Source organism: Undibacterium sp. GW821-FHT11H02 (genome assembly GCF_058808015.1).
Genome location: NZ_JBXARG010000034.1, coordinates 1 through 15,769, shown reverse-complemented (window position 1 = coordinate 15,769; position 15,769 = coordinate 1). Strand labels below are relative to the sequence as shown.

Annotated in this window: 10 protein-coding genes; 8 read left to right on the top strand and 2 right to left on the bottom strand. The window is 46.8% G+C overall.

Annotated elements, in window-relative coordinates:
* The first annotated feature begins 7 nt into the window (after positions 1–7).
* The 8 genes from AC1RR2_RS20540 (at position 8) to AC1RR2_RS20505 (ending at position 14,791) form a co-directional block, all read left to right on the top strand.
* Entirely contained in the window at positions 8–1,678 is a 1,671-nt protein-coding gene (locus AC1RR2_RS20540; RefSeq protein WP_493224150.1) for a chemotaxis protein CheB, read from the top strand.
* On the top strand, positions 1,671–3,419 hold the full coding sequence (locus AC1RR2_RS20535) for a response regulator (RefSeq protein ID WP_493224149.1): 1,749 nt from the start codon (positions 1,671–1,673) through the stop codon (positions 3,417–3,419). Before AC1RR2_RS20540 ends, AC1RR2_RS20535 begins: the two co-directional genes overlap by 8 nt.
* Positions 3,420–3,512: 93 nt before the next feature.
* Positions 3,513–5,441 (top strand): methyl-accepting chemotaxis protein, encoded by a 1,929-nt coding sequence (locus AC1RR2_RS20530; RefSeq protein ID WP_493224148.1) that lies wholly within the window; start codon positions 3,513–3,515, stop codon positions 5,439–5,441.
* Positions 5,442–5,461: 20 nt separating this feature from the next.
* Positions 5,462–6,349, top strand: a complete 888-nt coding sequence (locus AC1RR2_RS20525; protein ID WP_493224147.1) for an outer envelope protein — start codon at positions 5,462–5,464, stop codon at positions 6,347–6,349.
* Positions 6,350–6,667: 318 nt separating this feature from the next.
* Entirely contained in the window at positions 6,668–8,818 is a 2,151-nt protein-coding gene (locus AC1RR2_RS20520) for a S9 family peptidase (protein WP_493224146.1), read from the top strand.
* Between the two features lie 137 nt (positions 8,819–8,955).
* Entirely contained in the window at positions 8,956–10,560 is a 1,605-nt protein-coding gene (locus AC1RR2_RS20515) for a phospholipase D-like domain-containing protein (RefSeq protein ID WP_493224145.1), read from the top strand.
* Positions 10,561–10,829: 269 nt separating this feature from the next.
* On the top strand, positions 10,830–12,614 hold the full coding sequence (locus AC1RR2_RS20510; RefSeq protein WP_493224144.1) for a PAS domain S-box protein: 1,785 nt from the start codon (positions 10,830–10,832) through the stop codon (positions 12,612–12,614).
* Positions 12,615–12,649: 35 nt separating this feature from the next.
* On the top strand, positions 12,650–14,791 hold the full coding sequence (locus AC1RR2_RS20505; RefSeq protein ID WP_493224143.1) for an EAL domain-containing protein: 2,142 nt from the start codon (positions 12,650–12,652) through the stop codon (positions 14,789–14,791).
* Positions 14,792–14,814: 23 nt separating this feature from the next.
* Here the strand turns inward: AC1RR2_RS20505 and AC1RR2_RS20500 are convergent, their stop codons facing one another.
* Together AC1RR2_RS20500 and AC1RR2_RS20495 are read right to left on the bottom strand one after the other, a co-directional pair.
* Positions 14,815–15,180, bottom strand: coding sequence for a DUF1801 domain-containing protein (locus AC1RR2_RS20500; RefSeq protein ID WP_493224142.1), 366 nt, complete (start codon positions 15,178–15,180; stop codon positions 14,815–14,817).
* Positions 15,177–15,611 carry a hypothetical protein gene (locus tag AC1RR2_RS20495; RefSeq protein ID WP_493224141.1) on the bottom strand — a complete coding sequence of 145 codons (435 nt, stop codon included), beginning with the start codon at positions 15,609–15,611 and terminating at the stop codon, positions 15,177–15,179. The genes AC1RR2_RS20500 and AC1RR2_RS20495 overlap by 4 nt, the downstream gene beginning before the upstream one ends.
* Positions 15,612–15,769: the final 158 nt, after the last annotated feature.

Below are 15,769 nucleotides of genomic sequence, written 5' to 3'. Positions count from 1 at the left end.
TATAGGCGTGCTCGGCAGTTTACATTCGCCCGATGATCAGGCCGAGCTCATCACCTTGCTCAGCAACTTTCCAAGTGGCGAGACCTTGCATCTGGAGTTTTATGATGCCGATATACTTCCCAATAACATCATTGCGCTGCTAGCACTGTGCATAGAACGCCGCATCACGCTCAAAATAGTCACCTATCGCAGCCTGCTCAGCCATAGCCTCATGCGCCTGGGCTTTGCTGTGCGTCAGATGCAAGCAAAAAAAAATCAGACGAGTCTGACCGACTGTCGCGCTATCGTTATTGGTGGTTCGGCGAACAGTCTAGACAAAATTCTGCACATTATAGAAAACCTGCCCGTCTCCGAAGTCTCAATTTTTGTAGTCCAACATGTCTCAGAGCATGAAGAAAATTTACTCGATCAGCTCTTAAGAGTCAGAACCGAGTATGCCGTCATCATGCCTCAGCATTTAATGACTATACAGGCTGGCACGATCTATATCGCCCCACCGGGTCACCATATGAAAGTCGCACATGGAAAAGTCTATCTGACTCGTGATCAAAAAATTCAATTTGCCCGCCCTTCACTCGATGCATTATTCGAATCGATAGCAGATGAATACGGCAAACATGCACTGGCTCTTTTGTTGTGCGGATTTGGTGCTGATGGCGTGGCTGGTTGCCATGCCCTGAAAGCAAAAGGTGCTTGTGTCATCATTGAAGATCCGCAAGAATGCGGCATCGCAACTGCCCTTCCAGAAGCGGTACAAAAAACGGGTAACTTTGATCATGTATTGCGACATAGGGCGATTACCAGTATCGCCGCCAGTACGGTACAAGCGGCGGCACTTAAGGCCAGCGGACGCTTGCAAGGTCAGCCACTGGAAATTTTTTTAGACGCTTTATGGCAAGAATATGCCTACGATTTACGCGGCTATCAACGCGCTAGCCTGGAACGTCGGCTGTTCAACTTAATGCAGAGTTTCGGCTTACCTGAGTTTTGTGATTTCCAACGCGCAGTATTTTCCGATCCAGGACAATTTATGCGCCTGGTAGCGGAAATTTCTGTGGGAGTAACGGACTTTTTTCGCCACCCTGAACAATTACTAGACCTACGCGAACATGTCCTGCCCTATCTGGAGAGTTTTCCCATAATTAAGATCTGGTCTGCAGGATGCTCGACTGGAGAAGAAGCCTATTCTCTGGCAATTTTGCTAGAGGAAATGGGGCTCAACAGCAGAAGTCGATTATTTGCTACCGATATCAATCATTACTTTCTAGAAGTGGCCAAATCTGGTTTATATCCGCTTTCCGCACTCGACGCGATCAATAATAACTATCTCAAGAGTGGGGGGAGTCGCTCTATTGATTCACATATAGAAAACAAAAAGCATTATCTAAAGATGAACGATCATTTGCGTGATGTGCCCCTGTTTTATCCACACTCTTTAGCCAATGGTGGCATCTTCAACGAGTTTCAGCTCATCGTATGCCGCAACGTCATGATCTATTTTGATACCGCCTTGCAAAATAAGATATTGCAACAATTTTCCCGCTCTCTGCATAGAGATGGGATACTAGTCTTAGGACCTCAGGATGGAATTCGTCACCTGGCACGCCAAAACGGCTTTGTTCCATTCCTAGAAAATAGCGACATCTATCGCTTGCAAGAAGGGACTCGAAATGAGTGAAAAATTTTTGATTTTGATGGTTGATGACAATCCAAATAATCTATTTGCACTTCATGCCTTGCTCTCACAATTGCCAGAGGTAGAATTAGTCGAGGCGACAACTGGTGAAGCCGCATTGCAGATTTGCCTGGCACGTGATGTACACTTGGTCTTGCTCGATGTGCAAATGCCGGTGATGGATGGCTACGAAACCGCTCAACATTTGCAAATGATAGAAAAGACCCGCAACATTCCTATCGTATTTCTCACCGCCGTGTTTACCAGTGAGGCGTTCATGCAGCGTGGTTACGCTTTGGGTGCAGTTGACTACCTGAGCAAGCCGATTGACGACGGCATGTTACTTAACCGAGTGTGCCATTATCAGCACTTACGTAAGCGCGAGCTTGAGCTAAGAGATCGCACAGCGACACTAGAACAGACCACAAAGCTGTTAGAGCACGCACAATCCCTATTAGTTGGAAAAGTCCGCAAAAGCACTTCGGATCTGCAATCTCTGCTCGATGCTGCCATCGAATTTGCAATAATCTCGACCGATCAACATGGCCGCATCACGACATTTAATCGTGGCGCAGAAATCATGCTTGGCTATTCGGTCGATGAAGTCATAGGTAAGTCCCCGGAAATTTGGCATGTAGAAAAAGAGGTGCGGGTACAAGCAGAAAATTTGACTCATTACTTAGGCCGCCCTGTCGAGGGTTTCGAAGCCTTTGTGGCCATTGCGCGCGACAATGGCACTAGCGTCAGTAACTGGACTTTCGTGCGCAAGGACGGTTCACAATTTCTGGTATCACTCGTAGTCAGTCTAGTCCTCGATGAGAATGGGGAACATGTTGGTTTCTTGGGCATAGCGCGTGACATCAGTGCTCAAATTGAAGCCGAGTCAAATTTAATCAAACTCAATCAAGAATTAGATCTGCGCGTGCAAGAACGTACTCAGCAATTGCAAGACGCTTTAGAGAATTTGCAGCAAACCCAAGCCAAGTTGGTACAGTCAGAAAAATTGGCTGCCCTGGGCGCTATCGTTGCAGCGGTGGCTCATGAATTAAACACACCGATAGGTAATTGCATCGCGGCAGTTACGACACAAGAACACGCCGCATCAAATTTCGAACCCAAATTGCACCTTAGTACGCCATTGCGCCGCAGTGAATTAACGGCCTTTGTAATTACCACCAAAAACGCCATGAGTATCATTGATCGTGGATTGCAACGCGCATCTGAGCTGGTCAACAGTTTTAAGCAAATCGCCGCCTTACATTCTGGCCTGGAAAAACGGCGCATTAACTTATACGATACCTTAAGCAATATCGTGGCCGATGCCAATGCCAAGCTACACAACACGGCACATCAGATAAAGCTAGATCTACCCAAGAACTGGGACATCGAAAGCTATCCAGAAGCCTTAGCGCAAATTTTCCAAAGTCTGATCAGTAATTCGATTACCCACGGTTTCGAACACATAGAACATGGACAGATTCAAATCAACGCCCATTTATTCGACAATAAATTAAATCTGACGTACAAAGACAATGGCAAAGGCATGAGCGAAGAAGTCAGCAAACATATTTTCGATCCCTTCTTCACCACAAGACTAGGTCAGGGCACTAGCGGACTGGGGATGACCACCTGTTACAACCTGGTGACTGGCCCGCTACAAGGCGTCATTGAGCTGGAAAGCATGGAGGGAAGAGGCGTGTGTTTCACGCTAATTTTACCTTTAGAGCCGTCGTTGAAAACGTAAGAACGTAAAAGAATGCAGCAACATTGAATCATAATCAGTCAGATTAGCAATTTCATCTTCAGAAGTAGTTAACAGAACTTATCAGGAGCTTCTATGTTTACCTTCCGCAATCTATCAATACGAAAAAAATTACTGGCTGGTATGGCTGCGTGCCTAATATTGTTCTTGGTAATTTCGACCAGCCTGAGTTTTATCATGATCGGTAACACCGTACGTGAACGCGCGGTGGAGCAGGAACTGCCTGCCGTGGTCGGTGAAATTCGCAATGATATTTTGCGCCAGATAGGGGCTCCATTAGCAAGCTCAATAGGCATTGCCAACAATACTTTCCTGCAAGATTGGGAAGCCAATGGACTGAGCGAAGAAGGCGCAAGTGCATGGCAGCGCTATGCAAAAAATTTGCAAAGTAAAACGCAGGCCGCCAGTGTGTTTTGGGTCTCCGGTGAAACGGGAAAATACTACACACAAAAAGGATTGGAGAGGACTTTGAGTAAAACCGATTCGTCCGACAAATGGTTTTTTGACTTAATGGCCAGTAGCAAACCTTATACCCTCGATATTGATAAAGACAAAGGTGGCGACAGCTATATGCTGTTTATCAATGCCAGATTCGATGCGGGCAATGGCAAAGCGGGCTATGCCGGCATAGGGCTATCCGTCAGCAAACTCGCTGATGCCATTAAAAATTACAAGGTCGGTAATTCTGGATTTGTCTATCTGACACGCGCCAATGGCACCTTGATGATACATCGCGATGCAGCCTTGGTAGAAGCCCGTTCCAATCTCAATAAGCTGCCGGGATTTTCAGAACAATTAACCAAGAATCTCCTGAGTGCAAAGCCTTTTTATCACACGACTTATTCATCTCCTTCAGGCAAACAAATCGTCGTCTCCTCCTTTGTACCTGAATTAGATGTATATGTGATCGCTGAAGTACCGGAGAGCGAAGTCATAGGTAAAGTGATGCAATCAGTCAGTTGGTCAGCCATTATCGCTGGTGTGGTTGGCGGTGGTGTTGGTTTGTTAGTGATTTTATGGATCAGTGCCGCCATTGCTGCACCAGTTGGTCGTGCCGCCACCATGTTAGGTGAAATCGCTGATGGCAATGGCGACCTGAGTCGTCGCATGCCAGTAGAAAGTGAAGATGAAGTCGGTATGCTGGCGGATGCATTTAATCGCTTCGTCGCGTCGCTCAACCGTACCATCAGCGAGGTACGCGCCAGTACAGAAACCATCGCCGAGGCATCAAGTGAAATTGCTACTGGCAATATGGATTTATCGAATCGCACTGAAAATCAAGCCTCCAATTTAGAGCAAACCGCTGCAGCCATGGAGCAACTGACCGCGACAGTAAAACAAAACGCAGCCAACGCCAATGAAGCCAATCAATTAGTCGCCAGCGCATCTAGTTACGCCGTCAAAGGGGGGGATGTGGTGGGACAGGTTGTCACCACCATGGGTTCAATTTCAGAAAGCTCGCGCAAGATCGTCGACATTATTGGCGTGATTGATGGTATCGCTTTCCAAACGAATATTCTGGCATTAAACGCTGCGGTGGAGGCTGCACGGGCTGGCGAACAAGGGCGCGGTTTCGCTGTGGTAGCGTCTGAAGTACGTAGTCTGGCACAACGCTCGGCCAGCGCCGCCAAGGAAATCAAGAGCCTGATTGATGACTCGGTCAGTAAAGTCGATGCTGGTAGTAAATTAGTCGATAGCGCAGGTACCACCATGGCACAGATCGTCAGCTCTGTGCAACAAGTGGCAGAGCTTATGAGTCAGATCGCTATTGCCAGTCATGAACAAGATGAAGGTATTACCAACGTCAATCAAGCCATTACCGAAATGGATGATGCGACTCAACAAAACGCTGCCTTAGTAGAACAAGCCGCTGCTGCCGCGAGTTCACTGCAAGAACAAGCAGCCAAACTGGCCGAAGTAGTCAGCGCATTCAAACTGGATGCGAGCTTGAATGAACACCATAAAACAAATTCACTCAGGTCGTCTGTGAAACGCTTACGTTAATCAATTAATTGGAGGTAAAAATGAAAAACGAATCAGCTTGCGCCAGGATTTTGGGTCTGTCTGCCATCGCGGCTTGCGGCATTTACACTACTTGCTGGAGCGCGTCAGTGCAAGCCGCCGATTGGAGTGATACCTCCATCAGTTTTCGCACTGGCAATCAATTTCGCGAACCGTTCAATGCTCAGACAATAAGCAAGAATATTCTGGGTTTCACCCATGTTAGTGGCTATCAATATGGCGGCAATTTCCTCAATATCGATTTGCTGCAATCGGATAGCAAAGATCCTGCCTCGCTCAATCAAAGTAGCGGCGCACAAGAAGCCTACATCGTCTATCGGCATACTTTAGACTTGGGGAAAATCAGTGGCAAAGAGATGAAATTCGGCGCGGTGCGTGGTATAGGCATCACCGCTGGTTTTGATTGGAATACCAAAAATGATGTCGGCTATAACTCGCGCAAACGGATGTTGGTCTTGGGGCCGACTTTGATGTGGGATGTACCAGGCTTCTTGAATACCAGCCTGGTCTTACTACACGAAAGCAATGCACCCAGCGGCGCTTTTCCGCCTATCTCCAATATAAAGAGTCGCTACACCTATAAGGTGCACCCTATGCTGACCATGAGCTGGGGTTTGCCTGTCAACGAAACGCTTGCCTTCGAGGGCTTTGCCAATTTCATTGCGAGTAAGGGAAAAAGCGAAGTCGGCAATGACACAGGTGCCGAAACCAATATCGACATGCAATTGATGTGGGATATCAGTGCTATCACGGCAAGCAAACCCAAGACCTTACGCCTGGGCATTGCCTACCAATACTGGAACAACAAGTTCGGCAACACTGCAAGCAATACTGGTGGCAAAGGCTATGTCGCAAAAACACCTATGCTACGCGCCGATTATCATTTTTAAGTGCAGACAATCAAGCGTATCAGTGCAATTGCACGAAGAAAACGGCAAGAAAAAACCTCAAAAAAAAAGCGTCAAAATATCATTCAAACCTTGCCGCAGAGGCACAGAGAGCACAGAGGAAAACTTATTTTCGCCTTTCTCTGCGCGCTCTGCGCCTCTGCGGCTAACGCTATTATTTTCCATTCGATTAAATACGTTCATACGATTTCCCTGTCGAGCGCAACACGACCAGTTTATTAAACACCTGTCATTGTTATTGAATTTAAAAAGAAATTCTCATAAGATGCCCCTCTCACTGTTCTTATTACAAGGAATCTCATGTCCCTTAAAAATTGGCCGGCCTTAGGCGCGAGCATATTGATGGCAATAACAACACAACAATCGGCCTTCGCCCAAACCGCGACGCCTGCAGCCAGTACTCCGGTGCCGCCAATCGCTGCAAAAGCAGCTTGGTCAGAAGTCCGTCATGGCGAGACTGTCACCGATGACTATCGCTGGTTACAAAAAAAAGAAGACCCTAAGGTCATCGACTACCTGAATGCAGAAAATGCCTACACCAGCGCGATGACCTCAGGCGTGCAGGCTTTGGCTGATAAATTATTCGCCGAAACCAAAGGCCGCATGAAGGAAACCGATTTATCGGTACCAGTTCGTCGCGGCAAGTACTATTACTACTCACGCACCGAAGCCGGTAAGCAATATGGCATCAATTGCCGCCGTCTGGCTGACGCACAAATGAATTACGATGAAAAAGCGGCAGAGGAAATTCTCTTAGACCAAAACGAACTGGCTAAAGGGCAAAAATTCTTTATGGTCGCAGGGACATCGGTTAGCCCCGATGACCGTTACCTCGCTTATCTGACGGACACCACCGGTTATCGTCAATTCAAATTACAAATTAAAGATTTGAAAACCGGTGAGCTCTTAAGTGATACTGCTGAACGCGTTACCAGCATGGCTTGGGCAGCGGACAATAAGACACTATTTTATGTGCAGGAAGATGCCACGACTAAGCGCTCTGATCGCTTGTTCCGCTTTCAATTAGGCGCTAAAGCACAAGAGATTTATCATGAAAAAGTCGAGCAATTTGGTATCGGTGTAGGCACTACACATGATAGAAAATTCATACAATTACAGGCCTTCGCCACGGACACCAGTGAAATCTGGATGATTCCGTCTGACCGCCCGCTTGATGAATTCAAAACAGTGCTTGGTCGTACCAAAGGACATCGCTACAGCGTTGATCATCGCGAAGGCAATTTATTCATACGCACCAATAAGAACGCAAAAAATTTCCGTATCGTGAGCACGCCAGTCGGTAAAGTTGCAGAGAAAAACTGGAAAGAAATCGTTAAGCATAGTGACGATGTGTTGATCGGCAATTACGAAGTGTTCCGTGATTTCTTAGCGGTGACTGAAAAGACCAAAGCCTTAAATCGTACTCGTATCTACCATTTCAAAACCAAGCAATGGAAAAACGTACAGTTCAACGATGAAGTGTATTTAGCAGGCAGCGCTGGCACACCGGAATACACGGCGCAAAAATTACGCATGTCCTACCAGTCACCCACCACACCACCGATGGTGATGGATGTGAATATGGCGACTGGTGAACGGACTATTTTGAAACAACAAGAAGTGGTCGGCGGTTTTGACGCCAGCAAATATGAAGCACGCCGTTTATGGGCGACCGCTAAAGATGGTGTCAAAGTACCACTCTGGGCCGTGTATAAAAAAGGCGTGAAATTTGATGGTACGGCACCTACCCTACTCTACTCTTATGGCAGCTATGGCATTTCCACTGAAGCGACGTTCTCCCTCTCCCGCCTGAGCTTGCTGGACCGTGGCGTGATTTATGTGCAAGCACATATCCGTGGTGGCACCGACCTGGGTGAGCGTTGGCATGAGGATGGTATGTTAATGAAGAAGAAAAATACCTTCACCGACTTTATCGCGGCTGCCGAGTATTTGATTCAGGAAAAATGGACTAGTAAAGACAAGCTAATTATTCAAGGTGGCAGTGCTGGTGGTTTATTGATGGGTGCGGTCGTGAATATGCGCCCCGACTTATTCAAAGCCGTACACGCAGCCGTACCGTTTGTGGACGTGATGAATACCATGATGGATGCCAGCTTGCCATTAACCACAGGCGAATATCTGGAATGGGGCGACCCAAACAATAAGGCAGCTTATGACTACATGCGCAGCTATTCGCCCTACGATAATATCGAGAAGAAATCTTACCCGGCGATGTTGGTAACAACGGGACTGAATGATAGCCAGGTGATGTATTGGGAACCTGCAAAATATGTCGCCAAACTGCGCGCGCACAAAACCGACAACCATCCCCTGCTCTTAAAAACCAATATGGCAGCAGGCCATGGTGGTGCATCTGGTCGCTATGACGCGATTAAAGAAGGTGCATTTAATTTCGCCTGGATGTTGTCGCAATGGGGTATTACTGAATAAACGAAATTAAAGCTTAATGATGCCGGCATAAACGCCGGCATTTTTTTGACTGAACATCGAATCGACGAAAGTGATTACCTTGCATCGGAAAGAACTTTAAAATACATGCACTGTTCACGCCAAGCACAAGTCTCACTATGACCCCCGCAAAAAAACTCAAACTCAATTTCGTCATCTTCGGTCTGCTGGTGCTTTTTTGGTATCTGGATAGGCCAACGCCAGAAGCGAAAGCGATTTATGAAAGCGTCAAACTGATCGATGCACCGATGGCGAGTGCGGAATTTAAATTGCCTTTGCCCACGGGAGAGCATACTAAGAACTGGTCCCTGCCGGCCTACATAAACGACATCACCGCATCCCATCCACAAGCCACTGGCGCCTATATTTTAGAAAATGGCATAGAGGCCTTGCTGGCACGCGCTTGGTTGGCAGACCACGCAACAACTAGCATCGAGGTGCAATACTTCATTTGGAGCACCGACAATATTGGCATACTCGCGTCTGAGGCATTGATACGAGCTGCCGATCGTGGTGTGAAAGTGCGTGTCATCGTGGATGACTTATTAATTGATGCCGCCGATAAGACTTTATTGGCACTGGCCAAACATCCCGAGGTTGAAATTCGCATTTACAATCCTAAGCACCGCGTCGGTAGCAATCTCGGACAACGCATGTGGAATATCATCACGGACTTCAAATCGGCTAACCAACGCATGCATGACAAAGTGTTTGTGGTAGACGGTGTCGTTGCCATCACTGGTGGTAGAAATATGGCGAGCGAATATTTTAATTTTCATCACGAGTCCAATTTTCGTGACCGTGATGCCTTGATTCTTGGCACGGCGGTGACTGAAGTAAAAAACAATTTTGAAAATTTTTGGAAGCATGACTTGAGCGTGCCGGTCGAAACCATTTTTGCCCAGCATCGCTTTATGCAAAGCTCGGTCGATGTCAGTGATCAAGAAGTGCAAACTATTTACCAACAACTGCATATCTACGCGAATCAAGATGACAACTTCGATCCGCAATTAAAGCAGGCCATACGCAATATTCCACAATCATTTGAACGCATCGCACAAGAAATGGTATGGACTAAAGTCGATTTTATCCACGATACCCCAGGCAAGAATAGTCAAGGCGGTTTACAAGGAAGCGGCGATAGCTCACGCGCCCTGGCCGCATTGGTACGCGGCGCACAAAAAGAAATCATCATTCAATCACCGTATTTAGTCCTATCTGACAAAGCGAAGGCTTTATTGCAAGAGACCTTAAAACGCGGTGTCAAAATCATCGTCAATACCAATTCCATGGCATCGACAGATAATCTGCAAGCCTTCAGCGGCTATCGCAATCAGCGCGAAGAATTGCTTAAGATGGGTCTGCAAATTTTTGAATTTCGCCCCGATGCCGAAAGTCGTGGCAAACTCCTGACCTCACCCGTGATCGACAAATTCAAACCTGCAGTCTTCGGTCTGCACGCAAAATCCATGGTGATCGATGGCAAAATTGCTTACATAGGCACCTTTAATTTTGATCCTCGCTCCGAAAACCTGAATACCGAAGTCGGTGTTGTTATTCACAACGAACAACTCGCCACTCAACTAGGAAATGCGATTCGTGAAGATATGAAAGCGGGCAATAGCTGGAACGCACAAAGTGAAGATCCAGATCAATTCGTCGATCGTGGCAAGCGTTTCAAAGTTTGGATGATGCAATTGCTACCCTTGCGCCCCATACTATGAAGAGCAAATTCCAATTACATGTAAAACTATTTTTTTACACGTAATTTTGACTTTGCAATGCCCATCTTGCATCCACCGAAAGCTAGTCAAATTTACCAAGTGCGAACGGTGCCTAAGCGTGCGGCATCCATCGTCAATTCAAGCCAATGATCAATTTTGGCACTCAAATTTTGGGCGTATTAACATAATGCCCATACGAATATTTCCATACGGACACACAAGGCACAGCTTTTGCTTGAAAGGGGTATACAGCTTATAAAGGCAGCCTCATGTCAAACACAAAAGCGCATGATTGGGAACTCAGTGATGCGAACAATAGTCGATTTCGTTCATTAGTCGACAATATCGAAGACTATGCCATCATCATGCTTGATTTGGAGGGTCGCATTCGTAGTTGGAATGCGGGTGCGGCGAAAATCATCGGCTATACCAAGGACGAAGTCTTAGGGCAACATTGCGCTTTGCTCTACGCTGAGGAAACCGACTTGCGTGGCATGCTGCAAAAGCTGATGGAGTCCGCCTCGCGCCTGCCACCCCTGACCCATTCACAAGAGGAATATGCTTGGTGTCGCCGCAAGGAGGGTAGCAAATTATGGGCGAACATCGTGTTGGCTCCCTTATTTAGCGCGAGTGGTGATCTGCTAGGCTATAGCAACACGGTAAAAGACATGAGCGAACACAAACGCATGGAAGAGCGTTTTCGCCGCGTCGTGGAGTCAGCACCGAATGCAATGGTCATGATCAATAGTGCTGGTTCAATAGAGATGGTCAATGCGCAAGCTGAGCGCTTGTTTGCTTATAGCCGTTCTGAGTTGCTAGGCCAAAAAGTTGAGATCTTAGTGCCAGATCGTTACCGCCACGGACATCCCGAGAAACGCAGTATGTTCCTGCATGCACCGCAATCACGTCCCATGGGTGCTGGCCGCGACCTCTATGGCAGACGTAAGGACGGCAGTGAATTTCCGGTTGAAATTGGACTTAATCCCATAGAGACAGATGAAGGCATGATGGTGCTGTCATCAATCGTTGATATTTCCGAACGTAAGCGTTTAGAAGAAAGGTTTAGACGCGTTGTTGAGTCGGCACCAAACGCCATGGTGATGGTGAATTCCCAAGGCCGGATAGAAATGGTCAACACCCAGGCCGAACACTTGTTCGCGTATACCAGAGAAGAAATGTTAGGGCACTTAATTGAAATCCTGGTGCCAGAACGTTTCCGCCATGATCACCCCAACAAACGACAGATGTTTTTTGGTGACCTGCAATCACGCCCTATGGGTGCCGGGCGCGACCTGTTTGGCCGGCGTAAAAATGGTAGCGAATTCCCGATTGAAATTGGTTTAAATCCTATCGAGACCGAGGATGGCATGATGGTTCTATCATCCATCGTCGATATCTCAGACCGCAAACAAAAAGAACAACGCATACAAGAGGCCTTAAAAGAAAAAGATCTGCTACTAGGCGAGATCCACCATAGGGTCAAAAATAATTTGCAAGTCGTTCATAGCTTACTCAGCTTGCAGTCATCGATGATCAGCGATGAGGCCGTCAGGAATATGCTGGTCGATAGTCAAAACCGCATACAGTCGATGGCACTGATTCACCAAACACTGTATCAATCGAATAATTTTTCGCGAGTTGATTTTGGGGATTTTTTAGAAGCCTTGGTGCCGCCTTTGGTCAGTGCCTATGCCGACCGCGGAAAAAACATTCAGGTCAGCATTGATGCTGGCTCGGTATACCTACCGATTAATTCTGCCATACCTTGTGGCCTACTCATCAACGAGCTGATCACCAATGCCCTTAAACATGGCTTTGTCGATAGCGATCATGGGCACATCACAGTGTCTTTGTCGACCCCAGACAGATTACAAGCTCTGCTAGTGGTCAGTGATACCGGCACCGGTATAGATGAAGATCTCAATTTGAACACGATAGAAACTTTGGGGCTGAGGTTGGTCAATTTGTTGTCGCAGCAACTGAATGGCACGCTTACGATACAACGCTGTCAGCCTACGCAATTTGCACTAGCTTTCCCCTTATCCGAACATTGAATCCCGATAGACTGAACGCCGACCAAGGTCACATTATGCTAACCAGAGTTTTAATTGTTGAAGATGAAAGTATCGTCGCGCTTGACTTACAACGTCGACTGATAAGGCTAGGCTATGATGTCCCTAGAGTGGCTGCATCGTGCGAACAAACCATCCAAGCAATACAAGATACCCTGCCCCATATTGTGCTAATGGATATTAATATTTCGGGAGATATCGACGGCATAGATACGGCAGCAAAGATTGACTTGCCGGTCATTTTTCTGACAGCTTACTCAGAAGAGAGTACCTTACAAAGAGCGCGCGAAAGCAAGCCCTACGGTTATCTGGTCAAACCATTTTCAGAGCGAGAGTTACATGCCACGATACAAATGGCATTGGAACGCCACCAAGTAGAAACGCGCCTGAAAAACAATGAAAATCTGTTGGCCGTCGCCTATGCAAAAATGGAAAGCGCCAAGCGCGAACTCGAAATACATGCGGCCGAATTATTCAAAGAAAAGCAACGCCTGGAAGTGACTCTCAACTCCATAGGCGACGGTGTGATCACCACTGACAAGTTAGGCAATATCACTTATCTCAACCCGGTCGCTGAACGAAAAACTGGCTGGACTTGTGCAGAAGCATTGGGCATGCCAGCCGCGATGGTTCTGATACTGATCAATGAAGAGAGCAAATTAAGCGCTGCCTCACCGATAGAAACCACCTTAAGAACAGGACAAGTGTCCGGGCTCGCACATCAAAGCGCATTAATCAGTCGTAATGGAAAAACCTATTCCATCGAAGATTCCAGCGCACCTATGTACGATAGAAATAATGAAATCATAGGTGCGGTCTTAGTCTTCCACGATGTCAGTGAAACCAAGCGACTGGCGGATGAAATGACCTACCAAGCAACCCATGACGCGCTTACCGATTTAGTCAATCGCCGCGAATTTGAAAGGCGTCTGGAAAAGGCAGTACAAAGTACCGTACTACAAGATCAGCAACACGCGCTGGCTTACTTAGATTTGGATCAATTCAAAATCGTCAATGACACTTGCGGCCACAATGCGGGCGATGAACTACTGCGACAAATCACCAGCTTATTACGTCTGGCTCTGCGCGCCAATGACACTCTGGCGCGCTTAGGTGGTGACGAATTCGGCGTATTACTAGAATCTTGCCCTCCCCACATTGCGCTACAAATTTCAGAAAAATTACGCAATATCATCAGTGATTTTCACTTTAGCTGGGACAATAAAACCTTCCCTATCAGCGTCAGCATAGGCTTAGTCAACTTTGGTGGCATCAAGGCCGAACAGCAAGGTGTCAACGAGATTTTGCGGTTCGCCGATTCGGCTTGTTACACCGCAAAAGACCTGGGACGCAATCGCATTCATGTGTATCAATCAGAAGACAATGCCATTAACAAGCGACGTGGTGAACTCGATTGGTACACCAAAATTTGTAGTGCGCTTAGCGAGAACCGCTTGGCTCTGTATGTACAAAAAATCGTCCCACTACATCAGACGCAAGTATCCACTGCACACGCAGAAATTTTACTCAGACTAATCGATCATGAGGGAAAAATCATCCCTCCTATGGCATTTATTCCGGCTGCCGAGCGTTATGGACTGATGCCAGAAATTGACCGCTGGGTGATCAGCAATGCCTTTGCTCATATCGCTCAATTAGACCAGCCCGAACACGCCTTGTTTTCTATCAACCTGTCAGGCGGCAGCCTAAATGATGAAAAAGTGCTGGCATATATATGCGAACAACTAAATATTTCAGGAGCGCGGCCGGCCAGCATCTGTTTCGAAATAACCGAAACCGCCGCCATCGCTAATCTCTTGAATGCGAGAGCCTTCATACTGACATTGAAAGAAAAAGGTTGCCAGTTTGCTTTAGATGATTTTGGCAGCGGCATGTCCTCATTCGCCTATCTCAAACATCTGCCAGTCGATTTTCTAAAAATAGATGGTTGTTTCGTCAAAGACATCATCACCGACACGGTCGATGCAGCGATGGTCGATGCGATCAATAATATTGGGCATGTGATGGGCCTGAAAACCATCGCCGAATTCGCGGAAAATCAGGCGATAGTCGATTTACTGAGTACGATGGGGGTCGATTACGCTCAAGGTTATGGCATTGGGCATCCTGAGCCTTTGCTTTCTATAGTGAACCAATAGAGTTATTGCGAGAGTGTTTTATTTTACATTGATACGCCTACTTTTTTTGCAAATGCCAATTGCACATAATGCGCCACTTTTCGGGTTTCTATTTCAACTAAGGTATGGAGTTTGATGTGACGGCGTTGCTTGCCTTTGCCTTCCAAAAAACCATAAGCATCAGGTAAATTCGCACCATCGCCAAACTCTAAAGAAATGTGATTGGTATAAGCAAAGACACCGCAAAATGCCTGCGACCCAGAAAAAAGTATACCGCCATACTTGACCTCTTCTGTCACCTCTTTTCCCAAGCCCAAAACTAATTGACGTACGGCTTGCACCAGCTCATGGTTATGCTGATTAACTAAACTCAAATCCTGCAATAAGGCAGCTACACGATCGTTTTTCATACCAGTTGACTCCATACTTGAAGTAGGCCCATTAAATGCAATGCACCGATCAACAAGCAGACACCTGAGCTGATGATCCAAAATACCATGCTATTACCAGGAAAGAATGGCATCAACCATGGAAAAGTCACGCCACGCAAAACAAATACCGCGATCATTCCACACAGTACCCAAGGTAAGAACGGCAGATGTATTATCACCCCGGCTGCCGACAAAGCATAAGCCGCACAGACTAAGAGAGCAGTGCCGACCAACAATGCCATCAAATGGGGATAGGCATGTCCGCGCTCCGCCATCCTAGCGATTGCATCACCGGCACCGAGTATGCGATATAAAGGTGCACCAAACAAGATGCAAGCAAAATGCAAGAGCGCGGCAAGGGTCGTCAAACTTGCTCCTGCGATTAGATAGATATTGGGGGAATTTTGCATAAGATGGCGTGAGTGACGTGCGTTATGAAGTAAGCTAACTAAGTAAGTAAGCCAATTGAGATAAAAGAAAAATTTTACTATATAAAGGCGAATTCTAGGATGAAGTGCAATTTATGAACGGTACCGGTTGATGAGGGCAAGATGCGATAGCATTTGTG

Coding starts and splice junctions, on each gene's coding strand:
- AC1RR2_RS20535 (WP_493224149.1), top strand. CDS start 1,671: ATGAGTGAAAAATTTTTGATTTTGATGGTTGATGACAATCCAAATAAT.
- AC1RR2_RS20530 (WP_493224148.1), top strand. CDS start 3,513: ATGTTTACCTTCCGCAATCTATCAATACGAAAAAAATTACTGGCTGGT.
- AC1RR2_RS20525 (WP_493224147.1), top strand. CDS start 5,462: ATGAAAAACGAATCAGCTTGCGCCAGGATTTTGGGTCTGTCTGCCATC.
- AC1RR2_RS20520 (WP_493224146.1), top strand. CDS start 6,668: ATGTCCCTTAAAAATTGGCCGGCCTTAGGCGCGAGCATATTGATGGCA.
- AC1RR2_RS20515 (WP_493224145.1), top strand. CDS start 8,956: ATGACCCCCGCAAAAAAACTCAAACTCAATTTCGTCATCTTCGGTCTG.
- AC1RR2_RS20510 (WP_493224144.1), top strand. CDS start 10,830: ATGTCAAACACAAAAGCGCATGATTGGGAACTCAGTGATGCGAACAAT.
- AC1RR2_RS20505 (WP_493224143.1), top strand. CDS start 12,650: ATGCTAACCAGAGTTTTAATTGTTGAAGATGAAAGTATCGTCGCGCTT.
- AC1RR2_RS20500 (WP_493224142.1), bottom strand. CDS start 15,180: ATGAAAAACGATCGTGTAGCTGCCTTATTGCAGGATTTGAGTTTAGTT.
- AC1RR2_RS20495 (WP_493224141.1), bottom strand. CDS start 15,611: ATGCAAAATTCCCCCAATATCTATCTAATCGCAGGAGCAAGTTTGACG.